This window comes from Chitinophaga sp. MM2321 (assembly GCF_964033635.1).
In the GTDB taxonomy this organism is placed as follows: Bacteria; Bacteroidota; Bacteroidia; order Chitinophagales; family Chitinophagaceae; genus Chitinophaga.
Window position 1 is genome coordinate 2,475,901 of sequence record NZ_OZ035533.1, and the last position, 23,866, is coordinate 2,499,766.

Sequence of the window (23,866 nt, forward strand, 5' to 3'; positions counted from 1 at the left end):
ACCACAATTAGCTAAAGGCCTTTTCCATGCTTCTCCCGATAATCTGCACACAATCTGCCACCTGGGCGGCAGTAATGGTCAGCGGAGGCGCAAAACGGATTTTGTCACCATGTGTTGGCTTGGCGAGCAGGCCGTTATCTTTTAAAGTCAGACACAGATCCCAGGCGGCTTCAGGGTCCTTATGCCGGATCACAATGGCATTGAGCAATCCTTTACCCCGTATGGTAGTAATATAGGGAGATTGCAGTTCCGCTAGTCCACTACGCAGTAATTGTCCCATGGCAGCCGCATTTTCCGTCATCTTTTCATCCTTCAGTACTTGTAATGCAGTGATGGCTACTTTACAGGCGAGTGGATTACCGCCGTATGTAGAACCATGTTCACCTGGTTTAATCGTCAGCATAATTTCATCATCGGCTAATACGGCGCTTACCGGCAATGTACCACCGGATAAGGCTTTGCCGAGAATGAGTATATCAGGGCGCACATTTTCATGGTCACATGCCAGCATTTTGCCGGTACGTGCCAGCCCCGTTTGTATTTCATCTGCTATAAAAAGTACATTAGCGTCCTGGCAATACTGGCGGGCTTTGGCCAGGTAACCTTCATCAGGTACCATTACACCGGCTTCTCCCTGGATCGGCTCTACGAGGAAACCGGCCACATTTTTATCCTGTAATGCCTGTTCCAGTGCAGCCAGGTTATTAAAAGGAATCACTTCATAACCGGGCATGAACGGGCCAAAATTATCACGGGCAGCAGGATCCGTACTAAATGAGATGACGTTCAGCGTGCGTCCATGGAAATTATTGGCACAAACGATGATCTTGGCCTTGTTTTCCGGAACACCTTTTACCATATATGCCCAGTGGCGGCAAAGCTTCAGTGCTGTTTCCACCGCTTCCACACCTGTATTCATGGGCAATACCTTATCATAACCGAAGTAGCGGGTCACATACTGTACATATTCTCCCAGCAGATCACTATGGAAAGCGCGGGAGGTTAATGTCAATTTCTGCGCCTGTTCTATCAATGATGCAATGATCCTGGGATGGCAATGCCCCTGGTTGATAGCAGAATAACCCGAGAGGAAATCGTAGTAACGTTTTCCATCCACATCCCACAGGAAAACGCCTTCCCCGCGTTCCAGCACTACGGGTAACGGATGATAGTTGTGGGCGCCGTACTGTTCTTCCAGAGCCAGGAAATGCTGTGTCCTTTCGCTATATGTATATGCTGGTATCATGTATCAAAAGTAAGCAATAACACATTAATCTTTATGGCTGTCCTTTAAGTTTTCCTACCAGGTCTATGTATTCCTGCATCGCTGCTTCTTTGGTTTTCCCTTTTATGGCTGCCCAGGCTTCATGTTTGGCTTTGGCTACAAAATCAAAAGGGTTGGAGGGGGGATCCGTGTCTACATCGCCGGTAGTGCCTTGTTTATACAGGGCATACAGCTGTAGTAAAATATCATTTGATGGCTTTTCTGCCAGCGTTTTGCTCGCTGCCACAGCGTTTTCGAATTGACTTGCAAGTTCCATAATATAAGTTTAAGGTGTCTGTTGCTTAAAGTTGAGGATTTATATCTAATATATCAAAAATTGACAATCCGCAGATAGGGTGTTTATCAAAAACATAATCGTGGTCGGCTGCCAACTAATAAACTAATTTTAATACCTTTGCGGGCTGGAAAAGGCTTCATGAATAGTAAGAAAAGCCAATGGACCAGTAAAACAACATATGAAGAATATTCGCAATTTTTGTATCATTGCCCATATTGACCACGGAAAAAGCACCCTGGCGGATCGTTTATTGGAATTTACCCATACTATCTCTGACCGCGATATGCAGGCCCAGGTACTGGATAATATGGACCTGGAAAGAGAGAAAGGCATTACCATCAAGAGTCATGCTATTCAGATGGATTATATCGCCAAAAATGGCGAAAAAATTACTTTTAACCTGATCGATACACCCGGACACGTGGACTTCTCTTACGAAGTATCCCGCGCACTGGCAGCCTGCGAAGGCGCACTGCTGCTGGTAGATGCAGCCCAGGGCATCCAGGCACAAACCATTTCCAACCTGTACCTGGCACTGGAAAATGACCTCGAAATCATTCCTGTTATCAATAAAATTGATATGCAGGGCGCCATGATTGAAGAAGTGAAAGATCAGATCATGGAACTGATTGGTGTGAAAGAGGAAGATATTCTCCTGGCTTCCGGCAAATCAGGTATCGGTATTGAAGAGATCCTGGAAGCAATTGTAAACAGGATCCCGGCCCCCAAAGGCAGCAACGATGCACCATTACAGGCATTGATATTTGATAGCGTATTTAACTCTTTCCGTGGTATTATCGCGTACTTCCGCATCTTTAACGGTACTATTAAAAAGGGAGATAAAATCAGGTTCTTTAACACCGGTGATGAATACGAAGCCGATGAGGTAGGTATCCTGAAACTGGGACTGGAGCCAAAGAAAGAAGTCTTTACCGGCGATGTGGGATATATTATTACCGGGATTAAAAGTGCGAAAGAAGTAAAAGTAGGAGATACCATCACACTGGCCAACAACCCTTGTAAAGAAGGGATCAACGGTTTCCAGGAAGTAAAGCCAATGGTATTTGCCGGTATTTTCCCGGTAGTAACAGAGGACTTTGAAGAGTTGCGTGAGTGTATGGATAAACTGCAACTAAACGACGCTTCCCTGACCTATGAGCTGGAAACTTCGCAGGCGCTTGGTTTCGGCTTCCGTTGCGGATTCCTGGGTATGCTTCACATGGAGATCATCCAGGAACGTCTTGAAAGAGAGTTTAATCAAACGGTGATCACCACCGTTCCGAACGTGAGCTTTATTGCACATACGACCAATGAAGGTGTGATTATCGTAAATAACCCCACCGAAATGCCCGATCCTACCAGGCTGGAAAGGATCGAAGAGCCGTTTATCCGTGCACAGATCATTTCCAAACCTGAATATATCGGTAATATCATGACCCTCTGCCTCGGCAAACGTGGGATACTGCTCAATCAGAGCTATCTTACCACTACCCGTGTAGAGCTGATGTTTGAAATACCGCTGACAGAAATCGTATTCGATTTTTATGATAAACTGAAGAGCCAGACACGTGGCTACGCTTCCTTCGATTATACGCCGATCGGTTTCCGTGATAGTGATATCGTGAAAATGGATATCCTGCTCAACGCAGAAAAAGTGGATGCACTGAGCGCCCTGATACACCGTGGCAGAGCCCAGGAATTTGGCCGCAAGCTCTGTGAAAAACTGAAAGAACTGTTGCCCCGTCAGCAATTCCTCATCGCTATCCAGGCTGCTATCGGCGCCAAGATTGTAGCACGCGAAAACATCAGCGCCATGCGTAAAGATGTTACCGCAAAATGTTATGGTGGTGATATCTCCCGTAAACGTAAACTGCTGGAAAAACAGAAAGAAGGTAAAAAACGTATGCGTCAGATAGGTAACGTAGAAGTACCACAGGAAGCATTCCTGGCAGTATTAAGACTGGACGACTAAGACCAGGATTATCGGATTTATAGATTAATAAGATAGATAATTGGTTAACTGAATCGTATTATTCATTTGACCTGGAACATAAAAGCGGAAACCGTTTGGTATCAGATCAAACGGTTTCCGCTTTTTATTTGTATATTATGAACTGTTTAACTGTTTCATTGTTATAACATTAAACGTTTACTACATGCGGAAATGGCTCAAGGTTACACTCATTACCGGCGGTAGCATTATCGGGTTGATCATCTTATTGTTTCTTGGCCTTACCTGGTATATGCATGCCAATAAAGCTAACTTCCTTAAACAGATCACCTCACAGCTGAATGACCATATCAATGGTAAGTTGACCATACAGGATATGGAGCCCTCCCTGTTCCGTAGTTTTCCCAATGTATCTATTGCTTTGAAAAAAGTAGTACTACAGGATAGCCTGTGGCAACAGCATCATCACACTTTACTGGATGTAGACTATATTTTCGTACGGGTGAACACGTTATCACTGTTACGCAAACACGTAGATGTGCGGGAAGTGACGCTGCAAAACGGTACTGTTTACATGTACACCGATACCAGCGGTTATTCCAATACCTATGTATTCCAGCGGCAGGCCGACACTACTGCGAAGAAGAGTACCAGGAGTGTAAATATCAAACAGATCTCGATGGAGCATATCACCTTTCAGATCGAGAACGAACAGAAACAGAAACGCTTTAACCTTGATGTACAATACCTGGAAGGCAGGCTGAATGCAACAGACACCGGTATGCACCTGATAGTGCGCTCAGAAATCCTGGCGAAGGATTTTGCTTTTAATATAGCGAAAGGCAGTTACCTGAAAAATAAAATGTTGGGATTGAACCTGTCTTTGTTCTATAATAAAAAAACAAAACAACTCATCATCCCGCAGCAGGAAATTAAGATTGATAAACATCCCGTGCAGATAGGAGGCCAGTTTACTTTTTCGGAGAAACCGCCGCCATTCTTTTTAAAGATCAACGCAAACCAGGTACTGTTGCAGGATGCAGCCACCTGGCTCTTACCCAATATCGCTACCAAATTAAGTAACATCAATCTCAAAACACCGCTGGATGCTGAAGCCAGTCTGCAAGGGCATATGCAATTCAGGGATACACCGCATGTAGTGGTCACCTGGAAAACGACCAACAATGTGCTGGTAACCACCATGGGCGAATGGACCAACTGTAGTTTCACCGGGAGATATAATAATGAAGTCAGTCCGGGAGAAGGACATACAGATGAGAACTCCGCGGTGAATATTTTTCAGCTTCGTGCAGAACTGGGCGGGGTGCCGCTGAAAGCAGATACCATCCGGGTAATGAACCTGAAACAGCCTTTGCTTCGTGGACATTTCCAGTCTGAATTTCCGCTGGTCAACCTGAACAATCCTGCGGAAGAAGCACCGATCCAGTTCAAAGCAGGTACGGCTACTGCCGATCTCTATTATACGGGCCCTATCCTGAAAAATGACAACACCCCTTCTTCCATGGATGGTATTGTGCAGGTACAGAAAGGAGATCTTACCTATATGCCGCGTAATTTATCCTTCCATGATTGCAGTGCTACGCTGCGTTTCACCGGACAGGATCTGTACCTTGAAAACGTCCGGATTCAATCGGTGAAAAGTGCTTTGCAGATGGATGGTAAGGTGAAAAATATGCTCAATTTATATTTTACAGCACCGGAGAAGATAGAGCTGGAATGGAATATCAGGAGTCCGTTGGTAGACCTGAATGAGTTTAAAAGTTTCCTGGCCCCGCGTAAAAAAGGAAAGCATACCGCCAGCAAAAAGAAATCTAATATCAGCCGTGTTTCCCGGCAACTGGAGGTGGTGCTGGATGCCAGCAATGTAAATATGCAGGTGCAGCTGGATAAAGTGATCTTCCAGCATTTCAGTGCGCAGCAAGTGAAAGCATCCATCGCGCTCACACAAACGGATCTGTTGCTGAATAAGCTCTCGCTGCAACATGCAGGCGGCAGCGCACAGGTAACAGGCAGTGTGCATCCGCAGGGGAATAACAATACCTTTAAAATGAATGCTACGATCAGCAACGTCCGGATTGCGCAGTTGTTTTATGCCTTTGATAACTTCGGTCTTGCTTCCCTCAAATCTGATAACCTGCGCGGTATTGTTTCTGCTAAAGCCGATATCAAAGGCAATGTGCTGGACAATGGCACATTGGCAAAACATTCCTTATTTGGTAATGTGAGCTTCAACCTGAAAGATGGCGCCCTGATCAACTTCGGGCCATTGGAAGATATCGGGAACTTTGTATTCCGCCGGCGCAGACTGGATAGTATCACCTTTGAAAACCTCAGTAACACGTTAAATATCCAGGGAAACAAGATCAGTATCCCACCGATGCGCATTGCTTCAAGTGCCGTTAATATTGACCTCAATGGCGTATACGGATTGACGGGTGGTACAAATATCAACATGACCATTCCTTTGCGTAATCCTGCAAAAGATTCAGCTGTCACAGATAAAGCGGAGAAACGCCGCCGCAGCAAAAAAGGAATTGTTGTACACCTGCATGCCGTGTCTGGCAGCGATGGAAAAGTGAAGATCAAGCTAGGGAAAGGAGAAGGAGAATAAATATTTACGGATTTTTTGATTTTGATATTTCTGGATTTAAATCCAGAAATATCAAAATCAAAAAATCCGTAAATGATTTGTGAGGGTTCTTACAAAGCAGCAAACGCCTGCTCCAGATCTCCCGTGATATCATCAATATGTTCTATTCCCAATGAAATGCGCAACAGTCCTGGTTCTACACCGGCTGCTTTTTGCTCTTCCAGGCTTAACTGGGAGTGCGTGGTAGTAGCCGGATGAATGATCAGCGTTTTAGCATCACCCACATTTGCCAGGTGGTAGATTAACTGTAACGACTGTACGAATTTATCTGCTGCTTCGGTACCGCCTTTTATTTTAAAGCTCAGTACACCACCAAATCCGTTTTGCAGGTATTTTTTACCCAACGCATGGTATTTGTTTTCCGGCAGACCAGGATAATTTACAGAGATAACCTGTGGTTGTTTTTGCAGCCATAGTGCCAGGCTCATGGCATTGTCTACTGTGCGCTGTACACGGAGGGAGAGGGTTTCCAGTCCCTGGATGAAGTAGAATGAATTCTGTGGTGCCAGCGCAGGTCCCCAGGTACGTAAGCCGGCAACACGTGCGCGGATGATAAAGGCGATGTTGCCAAATGGGCTGTCGGCGCCGAATACGTCCCAGAATTTCATGCCATGGTAAGCTTCATCCGCTTCGCTGAATTGTTTGAACTTACCGTTGCCCCAGTTATAGTTACCGCCATCAACGATCACACCGCCAATGCTGTTGCCATGACCACCAATCCATTTGGTAGCGGCCTGCACTACCACGTTGGCGCCATGTTCCAGTGGACGGCATAAATAACCGGCAGCACCAAAAGTATTATCTACTATAAAAGGAATATCGTGTTTGCGCGCAATGGCAGCGAGTTTTTCAAAATCAGGAATGGAGAAGCCTGGGTTTCCGATCGATTCTGCGTAAATTGCTTTGGTATTTTCGTCTATCAAAGGTTCAAAGCTTTCCGGGTTGTCCAGGTCAGCAAAACGTGCTTCTACGCCAATCCTTTTAAAGCTTACTTTAAATTGGTTATAAGTGCCTCCATAGAGATAAGAGGAGGTCACAAAATTATCTCCGGGTAACAAAATATTATGCAATGCAATGAATTGTGCCGCCTGGCCGGAAGCTACTGCCAGCGCCGCTACACCACCTTCCAGTGCAGCTACTCTCTTTTCAAATACATCTGTGGTAGGATTCATAATCCGGGTATAGATGTTCCCGAACTGTTTCAGCTCAAAAAGATCTGCAGCATGTTCCGCACTGTCGAATGTAAAGGAAGTAGTCTGATAAATGGGCACTGCTGCTGCCTTGGTAGTTGCTTCTGGTTGGTAGCCGGCGTGTACCTGCAGGGTGTCATAATGTAAAGGCTTTTTAGACATAAGGCGAAATTTAAATGTGGAAATATAAATTAATGAAAGTCTACAAATATAGTAGACTAAATGAGATAATAAAATTATTTAACAATTATGTTGCTACAATCTTCAGTTACCCAAATTAATAATAAATACATCAACGTGTATGCAGTATTTTAGTACAGGCACGTGAATTGTGGTGGCAAGTTACGGAGTAATAGACAGATAAAATATTCATCTAAAATTATTATAGCATGAAAGCAGTTGCCGTATCTAAATTTAAAGACATTCCTGTTGTGATGGATCTTCCCAAACCTTCTCCCAGAGCAGGGATGGTATTGGTGAAGGTAACAGCTGCCGGCATCAATCCATTCGACTGGAAAATGATTGACGGCATTATGAATGATGGTAAAATGCCACACCAGTTCCCACTCATCATGGGTGTAGATGGCGCCGGTATCGTGGAAGAAGTAGGAGAAGGCGTAACCCGTTTTAAAAAAGGGGACAAGATCTACGGTCAATTTATTCATGCACCGGTAGGGGAAGGCGCTTTTGCAGAATACGCCATTGTACCGGAAAAGGCCGGCATTACGCATGCACCGGTAAGTATCAGTGCGGTGGAAGCGGCGGCAGTGCCTACAGCGGGCATGACGGCGCAGCAACTACTGGATAAACTGGATCTGCAAAAAGGAAATATATTGCTGATCAACGGTTCCACCGGTGGCGTAGGTTCCTTTGCTACGCAACTCGCTGACGCCAGAGGCTTACAGGTAATCGCCACCGTCAGTGATGAGGAAGGAGCCAAACGAATGCAGCAACTGGGCGCCGCCGTAACGATCAATTATAAACAGGCGCCATTGATACAACAAATGAGAGAACAATTCCCGGAAGGTATCGACGGGCTGATTGACCTGGTGAGCGATGCCGCCGGGTTCAGTGCCAACCTTAATTTGCTGAAAGCCGGCGGCGCCGCACTCACCACGCTTTTTGTGGCGGACGACAACGCATTGAAAGCCCTCAATATCAGGGGAGGCAACTTTGAAACCAAAGGCTCTGCTGCATCCCTGGATAAAATTTCGCAGGTCATCGACAACGGAACAATTACCATCCCTGTTGAAAATAAAATATCACTGGAAGAAGTACCCGCCGCTATTGCACTTAGCAGGCAGGGGAAAGGGAAGGGGAAAACGGTGATAATAATTTAGAGATTTACGGATTTTTTGATTTTGAGATTTTGCGATTTGTTTAAGTCGCGAAATCTCAAAATCAAAAAATCCGTAAATCTCTAAATATTTGGTACGGTGGCTTTAAAAATCTCCACACTATGATCTGTAGTTAACTGATACGTTTCTCCGTATGCAGCCAGCACCGATTGCCCTTTATGCAGGGCGATGGTATCAGAACCTTTAATGGTAGCGGAACCGTTCATGACGATCATTATTTCGGCAGCTTTGGCGGTATATTCATATACCTGTCCTGGTTGCAGGGTAATTTTACTTACCACGAAATCCGGCGCCGGTGTTGGATATATTTTTTCCATACCGTTGGCAATACTGTCGCCGGCAAGGACGTGCGGATGCACGGCTTCAAAGCGGGTATGTTTTAGCAGCTCAGGAACGTCTACATGTTTGGGCGTAAGCCCGCCACGCAACACATTGTCTGAATTGGCCATCAGCTCTACATTCTGTCCTTCGAGATAGGCATGCGGAATACCGGCGTCCTGGAACACGGCCTGTCCGGGATGCACGTGCATGATATTAAAGAAGTAGATAGAGAAGATGCCTCTGTCCAGTTTATCGTTACTGGAAGGATCGTTCAGTACCGCACGGGCAGCCCAGAAACCCGGTTCGGATTTCAGCAGGTTATTGCCTTTATACGCCCGTATCATACGGTCTGTAAGCGGTCGCAGAATTATATTTACTAATCCCTGGGGCATTTCCATCACGCTTTTGTATAAGCCGTAGTAGCCTTCTGAATTGAAGATGCTGACCAGGGATGTAAACTCGGGGATAGATATTAAGACCTCTTTTAATTTTTCTTCCGGGAGAAAACCATGCAGGAGCCAGAATTCGCTTAGCGCGACCATGATCTCCGGTTTATGATTGTCGTCTTTATAATTACGGTTTGGGGCGCCTAAGGGAATGCCTGCTTCATTTTCCCTGGCAAATCCTTTCTCCGCTTCTTCTTTAGTAGGATGTACCTGTATAGACAACATATCTTTTACATCCAGTATTTTAAGAAGATAAGGCAGTTCTTTAAACTGTCGCCATACCTGCGGACCAACCATCTCTGCGGGATCTTCCCCGATCAGTTGATTGAGCGGAACAGGCCCGTTAGCCGTAGCAATGGTGGAAGGAGCACTTACATGCGCGCCCATCCAGTATTCTGCACTTGGGATGTCTGATGGTGGAATACCCAGCAGTTTGGGAATATATTGATAACCACCCCACGCATAGTTTTGTACTTTTCCCTCCAGTCTGAATAGTTTCATATATAGTTAATGTGTTTATTTACAAAAAGTACTGAATTGATATTAATAGTCGTCAGCAAAAATACTGGTAAACCGCTAAACTAGTAAATAACTAAATTCGCAAATAATAAATTCATAAATAACCTGCAGTTTGATTAACCCACAAATAATGACGGTATGTCCGATCATCTCTCTATTGGCCGCCGCGGCGAAGAAATAGCACAGGCGTATGTACGGAAACATTGTACAATATTACATACTAACTGGAAAGCCGGCAGAAAAGAATTAGATATTATCGCCGTACAAAAAGGTGTTGTATATTTTATTGAAGTTAAAACACGTAGCAGTGCGCGTTTTGGTTGGCCGGAAACAGCAGTCAATTATAAGAAGCAGGAACATATTCAGCTGGTAGCAGCTGCCTACCTGGAACGGTTCGATTTACATCCTCCCGCTATCCGGTTTGATATTATCGCGATCACATTTACCGGAGATGATTATGAACTGATGCACCTGCGGGACGTTTTCTGAGGCTTGTAAGCCTTAACTAACGCTTAACAAAATAAACACCTGTAAATTATGTTTAATAAAAACCTTTGTTCTATCTTTGCAATGCACATGAAAGTTAACCCTTAGTTGTAATTGATCACCAACACTGTGGCTTAATTCAGCCTAATCATCTCCCGGGAAAAACTCCGTACAAAACCTGTAAGGTATTGTTCATTCATAAAATTATTATTATGAACTTATGGAGCTTAGTATTATTTATTCATCATTCGGCGGGACTGATCACCGGTACTAATACAACGTTGCATTATAGCATGCAGCAGGAGGAGGCATACAGTGCGAATATTTTTGTGAAGATAGAAGAGAAAGAGATTACCGGAAATTTGCAGGTAACTATATTAAACAGTCAATACATTCCTTTGCGCATCATCCCTTTTGCGCCAAACAGCATAGCAGCAGGACAACTGGTATGTTTGGCCGGACTTTCTTCCGGTAAATATATTGTTCGTATAACCATGGCCGATAGGGCCGCTGAAGAGCAATTCGTAATACGACAGTAGTACCTGTCGCGATGCTTTCGGGAGTCAGTTTAAAAATTATTACAAGTAAAAGGCGCCGGGAACTACCGGCGCCTTTTTATTTATCTATTTACTTATTTTATTATTTGCTTATAATCCCCAGATACCGGTATAGTTGTGTGGGGTGATTGCTTTCAGCTCTTTCTTCAGGGCGGCGCTTATTTTCAGGCCATCAATGAATTTGTGCATGCTTTTTTGTGTGATCTGTTCGCCGCCACGGGTCAGCTCTTTCAGGGCTTCATAGGGCTGCGGATAGTTTTCACGACGCAGCACTGTCTGAATCGCTTCCGCTACTACTGCCCAGTTTTTTTCCAGGTCTTCTTTTAACTTCGCTTCATTCAGGATCAGTTTTTCCAAGCCCTTATGAATAGATTTGGTGGCGAGCAGGGTATGACCAAATGGAACACCGAGGTTGCGCAATACCGTTGAATCGGTGAGGTCGCGCTGCAGGCGGGATACCGGCAGTTTGGCGCTCAGGTGCTCAAACAGGGCATTTGCGAGGCCGAGATTACCTTCCGCGTTTTCGAAATCGATCGGATTCACTTTATGCGGCATGGCTGAGGAGCCTACTTCATTCTTCTTGATCTTTTGCTTGAAATAATCCATGGAGATATAAGTCCATATATCCCGGCAGAAATCAAGCAGGATATTATTGATCCTTTTCAGGGCGTCAAATTGTGCGGCGATATTATCGTAGTGTTCAATCTGCGTGGTATATTTCATACGTTGCAGCCCCAGCGTGGTATTCACGAACTTCTCGCCAAATTTTTCCCAGTTGATTTTAGGGAAAGCAACATAATGCGCATTGAAGTTGCCGGTAGCGCCACCAAATTTTGCTGCAAAAGGAATATCGCCCAGCAGGTTGATCTGACCTTCCAGTCTTTCTACAAAAACCAGGATCTCTTTTCCCAGGATGGTAGGAGAGGCGGGTTGTCCGTGTGTACGGGCCAGCATCGGGATCTTCATCCATGACAGTCCCATTTTTTTCAGTTCCAGCACCAGGTTGGCCAGGGCGGGCATATACACATGTTCTACGGCGTCTTTCCAGAACAGGGGCGTAGCGGTATTGTTTACGTCCTGTGAGGTCAGGCCAAAATGCACCCACTCCAGTTTATCTTCCAGGCCCAGGTTCTTCATTTCATTTTTCAGAAAATATTCTACGGCTTTTACGTCGTGATTGGTGATTTTTTCTGTCTCTTTGATCAGTTGGGCGTGTTCAATAGTGAATTCCTGGTATATTTTACGCAGCGCCGGTACCTTGGCTTTGGGCAATGAAAACAGCTTCTGCCCGGACAGCGCGATGAAATATTCCACCTCTACCATCACACGGTAACGGATCAACGCAAATTCAGAAAAATAATTGGCCAGTTCTTCCAGTTGCTTGCGATAGCGCCCGTCCAGCGGGGAAATGGCAGTTAATGGTTGTAGTTGCATAATGTATGAATTCCAGTAATTACAATTAACAAGTTTGATGGAAACAAGTCCTTTTTTACCCCTGCCCGAAAGGAAGGGGATTTTCTATTTGGAACTTGTTATCCGGGATTTAGTTACTTTTGCAGCTTCAAAATTACTGAAATTGGAACGGAAAGTAAAAGTTGCGGCTGTAAGTTATTTGAATACGAAGCCTTTATTGTATGGATTCAGGAATCACCCTGTGATGGAGATGATGGAATTATCAATGGATTATCCCGCTAAAATAGCCCAGCAGCTTATAGATGGAGAGGTAGATGTGGCGTTGGTGCCGGTAGCTATTATCCCCAAATTAAAAGAATATCATATTATCGCAGATTATTGTATCGGCGCTGAAGGTCCTGTGGCCTCCGTATGTTTATACAGCGATGTACCGCTGAATGATATTAAACGGATCTACCTGGATTATCAAAGCCGTACTTCTGTTGCCCTGCTCAAGTTGCTGGTACGTGAATACTGGAAACTGGATGTGGAACTGGTGCCTACTACCGGCGATTACCAGGATAAAATAAAAGGTACGGATGCCGGCCTGGTTATAGGCGACCGCGCATTAGCCCAGCGTAAAGTATCTCCTTTTATATATGATCTCGCAGAAAACTGGATGCGTTTTACCAGTCTGCCTTTTGTTTTTGCTGCATGGATCAGCAATAAATCGCTGCCAGCCGCCTTTGTAAAGGAATTTAATGAAGCTACCGGTATCGGTACACAGAACATTCCCGCTGTAGTCGCGGAAAACCCATATGATCTGTACGACCTGACCACTTATTATATCCATAACATCAGTTACCCGCTCACACCTGCGAAACGTCAGGGTATGCAAAAGTTCCTGGGTTATCTGCAGGAGGATAAATAAGCAGGGGGGAAGACAATCCAATTCTCATGCGGCAATTATGCAATGATTAAGTATCTTCATGTTTCACACGTCGATCGAAATCATCAAAATAAAATGCGGTCATGAAAATTGGCATCCTTGGCAGTGGTCCGGTTGGACTAACTCTTGGAAAGGGGCTTATTCAAACAGGGCACCAGATTACCATTGGTACCCGTAATCCTTCTAAAGAATCCTTACAACAATGGGTAAAGAAGCAAGGTAAGCAAGCGGCTGCCGGTACATTCCGGCAGGCAGCTGAATTCGGGGAGGTTATACTGATCTGCACCAGCTGGATAGGTACTAAAAAAGCAATTGAAGCTGCCGGCATCTGGAATTTCAAACGTAAAACTATTGTAGACGTTACCAATCCGGTGGATGGTAAAGGGCCGGACGAAAATGGCCGGCTTACGCTGGTTATCGGTCATACTAATTCAGCCGGAGAACAAATTCAGGCCTGGCTTCCTCCCGATGCCAACGTGGTAAAGGCGCTGAGCTGTATCGGCCATCAGCACATGCTACTACCTGATTTTAAGGAAGGACCGCCCACTATGTTTATCGCAGGAAATAATGCAGACGCCAAAAGGCTGGTCATAAACCTGCTACACCAGATAGGCTGGCATGATGTAGCCGACATGGGAAATATAGAAATGAGCCGGAGTATAGAACCCCTCTCTATTTTATGGACTGCCTACGGCTTTATGAATAACAGCAGCGCGCATGCGTTTAAGCTATTAAAAAAATAAAGACGACACAACTGATGAGCAGATTTTAAATGCCACATTTATCTCCGCTCATCAGTTGGATCATCGTTGTAATCGTTTCATCACTGTACCCGGCGCACATTAATATAGAAGTTATTATCTACCTCAAAATCTTTCACATCCCGTAAGCTGATATTTGCTGTACGCCAGGAGGTGCCAGGGTAGATCATTTTAAAACCAGTTTCGCTCAATTTTACTTTCACCGGCATATTGAAATCCTTCACATCTGTTACCCAGCGGTATTGCAGCTGTTGTCCGTTGATACGGTATTCCAGGGTAGGGATAGAAGTATGACGCAGGTACTGATCGAATACTTTGCTCAGGTCCATTCCTGCCGCCATGCTCATATAACGTTCTATTTCCTGTGCAGTCACGGTTTTATGATAGAAGGTTTTATTCATTCCCCGCAGCATTTGCCGGAAAGCCTCATCGTTATTCATGATCTGCCGGATATTATGGATCATGTTAGCACCTTTGTAATACCGGTCGCCACTACCTTCTGCATTTACGCCATAGGGAGCAATGATCGGCACATCATTCTGTATTTTTTTGCGGATGCCCGTCACGTATTCCTTCGCTGCTTTTGCGCCATACTGGCATTCTGTAAAAAGGGTTTCGGCATAGTTGGTAAATGACTCATGGATCCACATATCTGCTTCATCCCTGCTGGAAATATTGTTACCAAACCATTCATGCCCGCTTTCATGGATGATGAGAAAGTCCCATTTCAATCCCCATCCGCTGCCGGAAAGGTCCTGGCCATTGTAGCCCATCATATATTTATTACCATAGGCCACGGCACTCTGATGCTCCATACCCAGGTAAGGCGCTTCCACCAGCTTATAACTGTCTTTATAAAAAGGATATTTACCAAACCAGTATTCATAACATTTCATCATGGGCTTTACCACCTGGAAATGTTCTTTCGCTTTATCTTTATTATAGTCGAGTACCCAGTAGTCGAGATCCAGTTTGCCGCCTTCACCGGAGTAGGTATCTTTTATTTCCGTATAGTGACCGATGTTGACGGCCACATTGTAGTTATTGATCGGACTACTCACGTACCAGGTGTAGGTGGTTGTTCCATCGCCGTTCTCTGTTTTGTTTTTCAGCCGGCCGTTGGATACATCGGTCAGTTCAGCAGGTACGGTAACGTTGATGGTCATGTTTTCCGGTTCATCACTCAGGTGGTCTTTATTGGGCCACCATATGCTGGCACCCAAACCCTGACAGGCAGTGGCTATCCATGGGCGGTTCAGGCTATCTTTTGCCCATACCACGCCGCCATCCCAGGGGGCATTGACTGCTCGTCTCGGCTTGCCGCTATAGAATACCGTTATTTTTTTCGACTTGTTTTTCACCTGTGGTGCTTTCATTTTCACAAACCAGGCATTGCCATCACGGGTAAATTCCAGTGATTTCTTATCCTGCACCACGCTGTCGATGACCATAGGCACCTGCAGATCTATCTGCATGGTGGAATCGGTTTTTAAAACCTTGTAGGTGATGGTATTGAACCCACTAAATGTACTATCTGAGGGATTCACTGCCACGTGCAGGTCGTAAGAGATTACATCCCACCAGGCGCGCTGGGGAGTGATGGAACCTCTGAGCGTGTCTGCACGCGTGAAGTGTTGTTGCGCTCCGGCTGTTAAAGTTGCCAGCAGCGCCATACAAAGCATAGGTATGCCGCGCATATTTATTCGTATATTTTAGCTGGAAAGATATTAATTTACTGCCAAATGAAAAGTTGTTATTGTCAGGCGGTTATACTCCGGGTCTGCTATACCGGGCTGCTCAGCATGGTGTTGTTTTCCTGCGGAAGTCCGAAGAACCAGCATCAACAGGTATTCCGTTATAATCAAACAGAAGGCATCAGTAGTCTGGACCCGGCATTTGCCAAAAGTCAGGCTGTAATATGGGCGGTAAGACAGCTTTACAGTACGTTGGTAGAGCCGGATAACGACCTGGTGATAAAACCCTCTCTTGCAAAGCAGTGGCGGGTATCAACCGATCATCTTACCTATACATTTGATTTAAGAACAGATGTTTTCTTTCATGATAATGCTATTTTCCCCGGTGGGAAAGGACGGCGGCTGACCGCGCAGGATGTTGTTTACAGCCTGCGGCGGATCATGGACCCCGCTACCGCTTCACCCGGCGCCTGGATCTTTAACGGCCGGATCAATCCGGAAACCGGGTTCAGGGCTCCCAACGATTCCACTTTTGAGTTGACACTTATTCGTCCTTTCCATCCGATCCTGGGTATCCTCAGTATGCAGTATTGTTCGGTAGTTCCTCAGGAGGCAATCGCACGATATGGAAAGGACTTCCGCAATCATCCCTGTGGTACCGGCCCTTTCCAGTTCTTTTTCTGGGATGAAGGCCAGGGGTTGGTGCTACACCGCAATCCCCGTTATTTCGAAAAGGACAGCGCCGGTCAGCGGCTGCCTTATCTGGAAGCGGTACAGGTCAGCTTCCTGGACAGCAAAGCATCTGAGTTCCTGCTGTTCCGGCAGGGGCAGCTGGACTTCATGAACGATATTGACGCGTCTTTTAAAGATGAGGTGCTAACCAAACAGGGGAAACTGAAGCAGGAGTGGGAGGGGAAAATGGTCCTCAACAAGCACCCTTATCTCAATGTGGAATATCTTGGGTTCCTTACTGATAGCACTATTGCGGCAGTGAAACAATCGCCGGTGCGGCTCAGGAAGATCCGGCAGGCGATAAACTACGGTTTCGACCGTACGAAAATGATGACATACCTGCGCAATGGCATCGGTACGGCTGCGGAAGCAGGATTCGTACCATCGGGGCTGCCTTCTTTTGACGCTACTAAAGTGAACGGCTATACGTACAATCCGGCGAAGTCGCGGCAACTCCTGCGGGAAGCCGGCTACCCGGAAGGGAAGGGCATACCGGAGATAAGATTATTGTCCATCCCCATTTATGCTGATCTGGCCAACTATGTAGCCAACCAACTGCAGGAGGTCGGTATCCGCGTGCAGGTAGAAGTGATTCAGAAAAGCCTGCTGCTGGAACAAACGGCCAAGTCGCAGGCGCTGTTTTTCCGGGGTAGCTGGCTGGCCGATTATCCCGATGCAGAAAACTACCTGGCTGTTTTTTATGGTAAAAATCCGGCGCCTCCCAACTATACCCGTTACAGCAATGCGGCATTCGATAAATTATATGAGCAATCGCTGGAAGAGAATAATGATAGCATCCGGTATGAGCAATACCGGGAGATGGATAGGATGGTGATGGCAGACGCGCCGGTGGTGCCATTGTTCTACGATGAGGTGATCCGGCTGGTGCAACCCAATGTGACCGGGTTGTATGGTAACGGGTTGAACCTCTTGGAGTTAAGACGGGTAAAGAAAAAATAAAAGGGGTAGTTATTTAACATTTCCTTGACATGAAAAGCCATAAAATTGTTCGGGTTCGGACGATTTAGCTTACCTTTGGAGATTATTTGTCACCTTTTCAAAGCATAATTAATGACGGCGATTCTGATATTTTTCGGTGTGCACTGGTTTTTTTCACTCTTTTTTCACACATTCTATTTACACCGCTATGCATCCCATCAGATGTATACTACCAGTAAATTCTGGGAACGATTCTTTTATTTCAGCACCTGGTTTTTCCAGGGTTCATCATATCTGATACCACGCGCTTATGGCGTTATGCACCGCATGCACCATGAGTTTAGCGATACTGAACATGATCCGCATTCTCCGCACTTCTTTAAAGATGTTTGGGGAATGATGGTACAAACACGTTCTATTTACAATGGTTTTGTAACCCGTACGAGCACCGTAGATCCTAAATTTACTGCGGAGCCTTTACCGGAATGGGAAGCCATGGACAGGGTAGGTGATAGCAATATTACCCGTATTGCCTGGATGGTAGCTTATGTAGCTTTCTATGTGGCTTTCGTTCCTACCGGTATGTGGTACCTGTATCTCCTGTTACCTATCCATTTCCTGATGGGACCTGTACAGGGTGCTATCGTTAACTGGTGTGGTCACAAATATGGTTACAGCAATTTCGACAATGGTGATCAATCTAAAAACACTTCTCCATGGGGTATCATCCTGATGGGCGAACTGTTCCAGAATAACCACCACAAGTTTAAAGACAGTCCTAACTTCGCTAAGAAGTGGTACGAACTGGATCCCAGCTACCAGGTAATGAAACTGTTGAACTTCATAGGCATCATTAAACTGAAGCCCGCGATGGTTACAGCAGGACAGTTGAAGAATGCGAAAGCAGCTTAATTAAGTACAATCAATCTGTTACAATAATAGAAAGTGTCTCACCGTAATGGTGGGACATTTTTTATTTAGTTAACTCCTGAACGGTTTATACGCGGCGTGTTGTGCGAGCGCCAACATGGGTTTATCGCCTTTACTATCTCCGTAGGCGAAGATCTCATTGAATTGGGTGAGGTCAAATTCCTGTTTTATGCGGGCCACTTTTTCTTCACCATTACAGTTGATTCCCACGAGGTTACCGGTGATGTACTGATCTTTTACTTCCATCCGGGAACCGATGCAGCCGATGTTTTCGGTATTACACCAGGGAGCTACCCAATGTTGGGCGGAAGCAGTAACCACTACAACCCGGTGACCCTGTTGCTGATGATTTCGTATAGCCGTTAACGCTTGTTCACGGATCAGTACCGGTAATCGCTGTTGGCAGAATTTTTCACAACCGCTGATAAATTCCTGTTCGGTCATCTCCCCAAAATAATATTTCAATACCCGCTCTTTCATTTCCTGTGCGGGGATCTGTTTCATTTTGAATAACAGCAGGGCAGGCAGCAACCGCGCCATACCGGTGTACATGGCAGCGCGGCCTTTATGAAAACGGATAATCTCCCACAAAGTATCCTTGCGGGTGATGGTGCCGTCAAAATCAAAAAATGCAATGGTCACAGTTTCAGCTTTTTGAAAACACCTTCCGGTATTAATTTAATGATCAGCATGATGTAGCGCCAGAACCATTTAACATACAGTACATTTTTTTTCTTTTGCACGGCGCTGAAAACAGCGGCAGCTACAGCTTCCGGTTCGGCGGTCAGTAACGGGGGCAGGGTGAGGTGCGCCGTCATGCGGGTGTTTACAAAGCCGGGTTGCACGCTCATCACGTGAACGCCACTACGAAATAAACGGTTACGCAGACCGCTGAGATAAGCAGTGAATCCAGCTTTGGCACTACCATACATGTAGTTGCTCTGCCGGCCTCTTTCACCGGCTACTGAGCTGATACCCACAATAGTACCCTGCTTTTTCGCTTCATAGCTTTCTGCTACAATATTTAAAATAGAGACGGCACCGGTATAATTCGTGTTGATGATGTGGACCGCTTCCTGCCAGTTGCTTTGCGCCTTTTCCTGGTCGCCCAGGTAACCGAACACGCAAATGGTGGTATCGGGAGGTACCGGCAGCCCAGCATAAAATGAAGCATGCGTGTCGAAGGCATTGGCGTCAAAATCATGAAGGGTAGCGGTTACACTATAGCGTACCTGCAAATCCTGTTGCAAGGGCTGTAAAGCAGCTGCGTTGCGGGCGGCAAGTTGAATATCATATTTTTCAGCTGCAAATTTTCTGGCGATGGCTACAGCCATGTCAGAACCAGCGCCTAGTATTAAAACTGTTGGCATCGGGAGGTGTTTGGTTAAAACAGGGTAAACTATTTTGTCAATAATAATCTTTCAGATTGAAGGGATACAAACCGGTCGTTGGTGTTGTATCTTTTTACGATGTCGGCAAAGCGCGCTGCATGCGGATAACTTTTCCAGAAGACTTCCTGTTTCATACGGGCATCTTTGGATAGGTATAAACGGCCGCCATATTGCAATACAATTTCATCCAGCTCATCGAGGAAAGCAAAGAGTCCTTTACGAACCGGGAAATCCAGCGCCAGCGTGTAGCCTTCCATTGGAAAAGAGATCAGGGTATCCTGGTTACCGAACACCTTCAATACGGCGAGGAAGGATCCCCAGCCTTTATCGCTGATTCGTTTCAGAATAGCCACCAGTCCTTCTTTTTGCTCCAGCGGCAATACAAACTGGTATTGTATGAACCCCTCTTTGCCATAACCACGGTTCCAGTGAAGGATGGCATCCAGCGGATAGAAGAAAGGTTCGTAGGGCACTACGTTACTGATTTCTTTTTTGAGATTCTTCCCGTAATACAACCAGTTAAACGCCTTTACCGTAAAAGTATTCAGTACAAAGGACGGCAGGTTGAAGGGTACGGCCAGTTTTCGTTTAGCCGGCAACTTTAGTGGGTCTGCTTGCCGCCCGGCACTTAATTCTTCCGGGGTGGCATGCTCGCCTACGATCAGGATACTCCGGCCGAATGAATCCCCTTTTTGCAGGCAGTCAATCCAAGCCATAGAGTAGGTATAGTGTTTATATTCATCAAACAGGCGGATCACTTCTTCCAGGTTCCTGGCTTTGAGCTGCTTTTGTTTGATATAAGCGGTACTGATTTTTTTGAGATGGAATTTTACCCGGGTGATCACACCAGTCAGCCCCATACCCCCACAAGTAGCCCAGAATAGATCGGTATTGTTGGTGGGTGAACAGGAAGTGGTTGCTCCGTCTCCTGTAATGACATCCATATCTATGATATGGCCGGAAAAAGCGCCATCCACGTGATGGTTCTTTCCATGTACATCAGACGCTACTGCGCCGCCGATAGTAATGAATTTGGTACCGGGGGTAACAGGCAGGAACCAACCTTTGGGAACTATAATATCCAGTACCTGGTCGAGCGTAACGCCCGCCTGTGCTTCCAGGACACCTTTTTCTATATCGAAAGACAGTACCTTATCATATTTAAGCATAGAAATACTATGCGTACCCAGAGAGGCATCACCGTAACAGCGACCGTTGCCCCGCGCAATCAGATGGGTATGGGTACCCACAAATTGCCGGAGTTGATCTTCCTGCGTAAACGCACTTTCTTCAGACATGACGGAAGGGTAGTTGCCCCAATTTGATAGCCGCTTTTGCATTATTCAAAAAAACTTTTATTGCTGGGTAAATAAATTAAAACATAAAAACTCAGGACCCAAAGAAGTATGGTTAATTGAATAAAACGGTCTTTATATAGGATCTTTGTGGGAGAGCCTGTATTGTTCTCCACGTAGGTTATTTGCAAATATCGTAATAATCCGCCAATTACAAAAAGAGCGGTATAATACAAGCGGTAGGTATGAAGACGTTCCTGTGTTTCCGGCGCCATTGTATACATGAGATAGGCTACAATGATCACCGCCGACACGAGCGACAACATTACGTTCATAAAGTCGAGGTTATACCCCTTGGCAGCCTTGCGCATTTCCTGGCCGGACTGCAGCTTGATAAGTACATCGTCCCGGCGCTTGGCAATCGCCATAAACAATGCCAGCAGAAACACCATTACGATCAGCCATTCGGAAGTGGCCACTTCGGCGGCGATACCGCCTGCCTTTACCCGGAGTACAAATCCGGTGGCAAGGATCATCACATCCAGGATGGAAATATTCTTTAATCCAAAGCAGTAAAAAAGGTTCAACACAAAATAGATCCCCAGTACAAAAGCAAATTTCTGCCGGACATATAAGGCCAATCCCATTCCTATAATAACACATAACGCGAAGAGGACCAACGCAACCGGTTTGGATATCTCGCCGGAAGCCAAAGGCCGCTTGCATTTTTCCGGATGGTTCCGGTCGGCTTCTATATCCTGGTAGTCATTTATTATATAGATACTACTGGCGGTAATGCTGAAGGCAATGAATGCCAGCAACAATTGAAGGAACTTGTCTCCATTGAAGATTTCTCCTGCGAAGAACAAAGGAATGAAAAGAAATGCATTTTTTGCCCAATGCTTGGGACGTAATAGTTTTATATATTTCATGGGGGCATCCGGAAACTTGACGCGACAAGTTACAATTTATTCGATTACTTTTGGCGACATTAAAGGTATTGCAAATTTAGATCTTAGCTGCGAATCCCAATCAGTATGATGTCAACAGTATCCCTACGTTCCCGTAAATGGGCCGTTTTAGAATTAGTTATTATTATAGCACTGGCCCTGGTGCCGCTATTTGCGACATTCCCTTACCGCGTAAATATTTTTTTATCCTGGGAGGGTGCTTACCGCTTGTCCTCCGGACAAGTTCCCTACAAAGATTTTGGTACTCCGCTGGGGTATGGTTACTGGATCATTCCGGCCCTCTTTTTCAAACTGCTGGGACCGCAGATGATTACCCTCGTGAAGGCGCAGGTATTTATTAATATTATCGCTGGGTTATCTTTCCGTTCCATCATGAAAAGCCTGGGTGTTGCACCCGGTGTACGGCTGTTATCGGTATTGGTATTTGTGTTGTCGTATTCTTTTTCCAATTTCTGGCCCTGGTATAACCATACTGTTATTGTATATGAACTGGTAGCCCTGAGCTTTCTGCTGAAATCCTTTTTCGCGGAAAAGCGGCTGTATCAATATATTCACATGGCTGCCGCCGCATTATTTGTGTTCCTGTCGGTATTTACGAAACAGGATGGCGGAGGACTGGCCCTGATGCTGTGCCTGGCGCTGCTCGCCTATAATAGCCTGGAAACCCGCCGCTGGTGGGATGTGCCGGTATTCCTGGGTATGTTCGCAGTGATTGCGGCTATCTTTATTGTACCGCTCATGCCGGGCTTCGCCTACTGGTTTAACCACGGACAGGCACCGCATAACTCACGGTTAGCCCTAAACGATTTTACAGATGAGATCATGGGTAATTCCAATTGGATCAAAGCCTATGTAATACTGGTTGTGCTTTGCCTGGTAGCACAGGTGAAAAATTGGGGCAGTTGGATTCATCAGCGCCGGGAGGTATTGTTTGCGCTGGTTACCCTGGGTATCCTGGGGGAAGCGGCTATCTTCCAGGTTACGAGTTACACCCCGCCGGATAATAACATCTTCTTTCACAGCTTTGCTTTTGCTTTCATTGCCGCAGGTTTATGCGATTTGCTGAAGGTGCAGATCAACAGCGGCAAGCCATTGTTACTGGCAACCGTACTGGTACTGTTCTGGTGGTCCGGCTCCTGGTGGAAATATATAGGCCGTTATACCGATCGCTTGTTTCCTGTTAAAGAAGAAGTGGCAACAGATAACGGGCAGCATGAAAATGTGGTTTCCCGCCGGAATTTTATGGTGAACCTGGATACCACAGACGTGCCGGTTTCTACCTGGGTGTTTTCCGATCTCAAAGTATTTCATGGTATATATATGCCGTCATCTACGGTAGATGGTATTAATCGCGTACTGGCGTTACCGGTAGTAAAAGAAAAGAAGGAGGCGATTAAGGTGCTGAATATGACCGAGCTTACGCCGCTGGCGGCAGCCATGCCTTATAAAGAGGAAACCGGTCCCGATTTCCCGTTATGGTATCATTTGGGTGTGGGGATGTTTAACCGGCAGCTGGCCACTTTCAAGGAAAAGGTAGCGCAGCAGCATTATGACCTGGTGTTGTATGAGTATGCCCCTACGCTGAACAATTTCTTCCCCTGGGCATTGCGGGACGACCTGAAAGCGCACTACCAGCAGGTAGATACTTTCCTGGCGCCCAGAAGGCCAGCCAACGCTACTATAGAAGTGTATATCAGAAAATAAACCCAATTCGTATTTAGTAAATTTTTCATGTAATTTTACCCGTGAAA

The 23,866-nt window shown here is 45.7% G+C and carries 20 protein-coding genes; 10 read left to right on the top strand and 10 right to left on the bottom strand.

The features are described from left to right. Positions 1-7 precede the first annotated feature (7 nt). The gene (gene rocD / locus ABQ275_RS09675) at positions 8-1,246 is read right to left on the bottom strand and encodes an ornithine--oxo-acid transaminase (RefSeq protein ID WP_349318087.1); all 1,239 of its coding nucleotides are present in this window, start codon (positions 1,244-1,246) and stop codon (positions 8-10) included. Positions 1,247-1,277: 31 nt separating this feature from the next. Beyond that, on the bottom strand, positions 1,278-1,541 hold the full coding sequence (locus ABQ275_RS09680) for an acyl-CoA-binding protein (protein ID WP_349318088.1): 264 nt from the start codon (positions 1,539-1,541) through the stop codon (positions 1,278-1,280). A 199-nt stretch (positions 1,542-1,740) separates the two neighbouring features. On the opposite strand from ABQ275_RS09680, the gene lepA reads away from it, so the two are divergent. Both lepA and ABQ275_RS09690 read left to right on the top strand, forming a co-directional pair. Continuing rightward, positions 1,741-3,534, top strand: coding sequence for a translation elongation factor 4 (lepA, locus tag ABQ275_RS09685; protein WP_349318089.1), 1,794 nt, complete (start codon positions 1,741-1,743; stop codon positions 3,532-3,534). A gap of 184 nt (positions 3,535-3,718) precedes the next feature. After that, on the top strand, positions 3,719-6,145 hold the full coding sequence (locus ABQ275_RS09690; protein ID WP_349318090.1) for an AsmA-like C-terminal region-containing protein: 2,427 nt from the start codon (positions 3,719-3,721) through the stop codon (positions 6,143-6,145). Positions 6,146-6,234: 89 nt separating this feature from the next. Here the strand turns inward: ABQ275_RS09690 and ABQ275_RS09695 are convergent, their stop codons facing one another. Beyond that, the gene (locus tag ABQ275_RS09695; RefSeq protein WP_349318091.1) at positions 6,235-7,536 is read right to left on the bottom strand and encodes an O-acetylhomoserine aminocarboxypropyltransferase/cysteine synthase; all 1,302 of its coding nucleotides are present in this window, start codon (positions 7,534-7,536) and stop codon (positions 6,235-6,237) included. A 227-nt stretch (positions 7,537-7,763) separates the two neighbouring features. Between ABQ275_RS09695 and ABQ275_RS09700 the strand changes: the two genes are divergently transcribed. Next, positions 7,764-8,714: an NADP-dependent oxidoreductase gene (locus ABQ275_RS09700; RefSeq protein WP_349318092.1), complete on the top strand. Its 951-nt coding sequence runs from the start codon at positions 7,764-7,766 to the stop codon at positions 8,712-8,714. 80 nt (positions 8,715-8,794) lie between these two features. Here the strand turns inward: ABQ275_RS09700 and manA are convergent, their stop codons facing one another. Continuing rightward, entirely contained in the window at positions 8,795-10,000 is a 1,206-nt protein-coding gene (manA, locus tag ABQ275_RS09705; protein WP_349318093.1) for a mannose-6-phosphate isomerase, class I, read from the bottom strand. Between the two features lie 156 nt (positions 10,001-10,156). Between manA and ABQ275_RS09710 the strand changes: the two genes are divergently transcribed. Continuing rightward, positions 10,157-10,507, top strand: coding sequence for a YraN family protein (locus ABQ275_RS09710; RefSeq protein ID WP_349318094.1), 351 nt, complete (start codon positions 10,157-10,159; stop codon positions 10,505-10,507). 209 nt (positions 10,508-10,716) lie between these two features. Beyond that, positions 10,717-11,043 carry a hypothetical protein gene (locus ABQ275_RS09715; RefSeq protein WP_349318095.1) on the top strand — a complete coding sequence of 109 codons (327 nt, stop codon included), beginning with the start codon at positions 10,717-10,719 and terminating at the stop codon, positions 11,041-11,043. 108 nt (positions 11,044-11,151) lie between these two features. Here ABQ275_RS09715 and purB read toward each other — a convergent pair whose 3' ends face one another. Continuing rightward, positions 11,152-12,495, bottom strand: coding sequence for an adenylosuccinate lyase (gene purB / locus ABQ275_RS09720; RefSeq protein WP_349318096.1), 1,344 nt, complete (start codon positions 12,493-12,495; stop codon positions 11,152-11,154). Positions 12,496-12,637: 142 nt separating this feature from the next. On the opposite strand from purB, the gene ABQ275_RS09725 reads away from it, so the two are divergent. Beyond that, positions 12,638-13,384 (top strand): menaquinone biosynthesis protein, encoded by a 747-nt coding sequence (locus tag ABQ275_RS09725; protein ID WP_349318097.1) that lies wholly within the window; start codon positions 12,638-12,640, stop codon positions 13,382-13,384. A 101-nt stretch (positions 13,385-13,485) separates the two neighbouring features. After that, positions 13,486-14,145, top strand: a complete 660-nt coding sequence (locus tag ABQ275_RS09730; RefSeq protein WP_349318098.1) for an NAD(P)-binding domain-containing protein — start codon at positions 13,486-13,488, stop codon at positions 14,143-14,145. An 80-nt stretch (positions 14,146-14,225) separates the two neighbouring features. On the opposite strand, the gene ABQ275_RS09735 is transcribed toward ABQ275_RS09730, so the two are convergent. Beyond that, a complete protein-coding gene (locus ABQ275_RS09735; protein ID WP_349318099.1) occupies positions 14,226-15,860 on the bottom strand; it encodes a M1 family metallopeptidase in 1,635 nt (544 codons plus the stop codon). A 45-nt stretch (positions 15,861-15,905) separates the two neighbouring features. On the opposite strand from ABQ275_RS09735, the gene ABQ275_RS09740 reads away from it, so the two are divergent. Both ABQ275_RS09740 and ABQ275_RS09745 read left to right on the top strand, forming a co-directional pair. Further along, entirely contained in the window at positions 15,906-17,549 is a 1,644-nt protein-coding gene (locus ABQ275_RS09740) for an ABC transporter substrate-binding protein (RefSeq protein WP_349318100.1), read from the top strand. Between the two features lie 111 nt (positions 17,550-17,660). Further along, the gene (locus ABQ275_RS09745; RefSeq protein ID WP_349318101.1) at positions 17,661-18,440 is read left to right on the top strand and encodes an acyl-CoA desaturase; all 780 of its coding nucleotides are present in this window, start codon (positions 17,661-17,663) and stop codon (positions 18,438-18,440) included. 69 nt (positions 18,441-18,509) lie between these two features. Here the strand turns inward: ABQ275_RS09745 and ABQ275_RS09750 are convergent, their stop codons facing one another. Genes ABQ275_RS09750 through ABQ275_RS09765 form a run of 4 tightly spaced genes read right to left on the bottom strand, consistent with a single transcriptional unit; the run spans position 18,510 to position 22,076 of the window. Next, positions 18,510-19,100 (bottom strand): HAD family hydrolase, encoded by a 591-nt coding sequence (locus ABQ275_RS09750; RefSeq protein WP_349318102.1) that lies wholly within the window; start codon positions 19,098-19,100, stop codon positions 18,510-18,512. Beyond that, positions 19,097-19,828, bottom strand: coding sequence for an SDR family oxidoreductase (locus ABQ275_RS09755; RefSeq protein WP_349318103.1), 732 nt, complete (start codon positions 19,826-19,828; stop codon positions 19,097-19,099). Before ABQ275_RS09755 ends, ABQ275_RS09750 begins: the two co-directional genes overlap by 4 nt. Positions 19,829-19,857: 29 nt before the next feature. Continuing rightward, a complete protein-coding gene (locus ABQ275_RS09760; protein ID WP_349318104.1) occupies positions 19,858-21,189 on the bottom strand; it encodes an FAD-binding oxidoreductase in 1,332 nt (443 codons plus the stop codon). Beyond that, positions 21,189-22,076 (bottom strand): decaprenyl-phosphate phosphoribosyltransferase, encoded by an 888-nt coding sequence (locus tag ABQ275_RS09765; RefSeq protein WP_349318105.1) that lies wholly within the window; start codon positions 22,074-22,076, stop codon positions 21,189-21,191. Before ABQ275_RS09765 ends, ABQ275_RS09760 begins: the two co-directional genes overlap by 1 nt. Positions 22,077-22,181: 105 nt before the next feature. On the opposite strand from ABQ275_RS09765, the gene ABQ275_RS09770 reads away from it, so the two are divergent. Next, positions 22,182-23,819: a hypothetical protein gene (locus ABQ275_RS09770; protein WP_349318106.1), complete on the top strand. Its 1,638-nt coding sequence runs from the start codon at positions 22,182-22,184 to the stop codon at positions 23,817-23,819. Positions 23,820-23,866 lie beyond the last annotated feature (47 nt).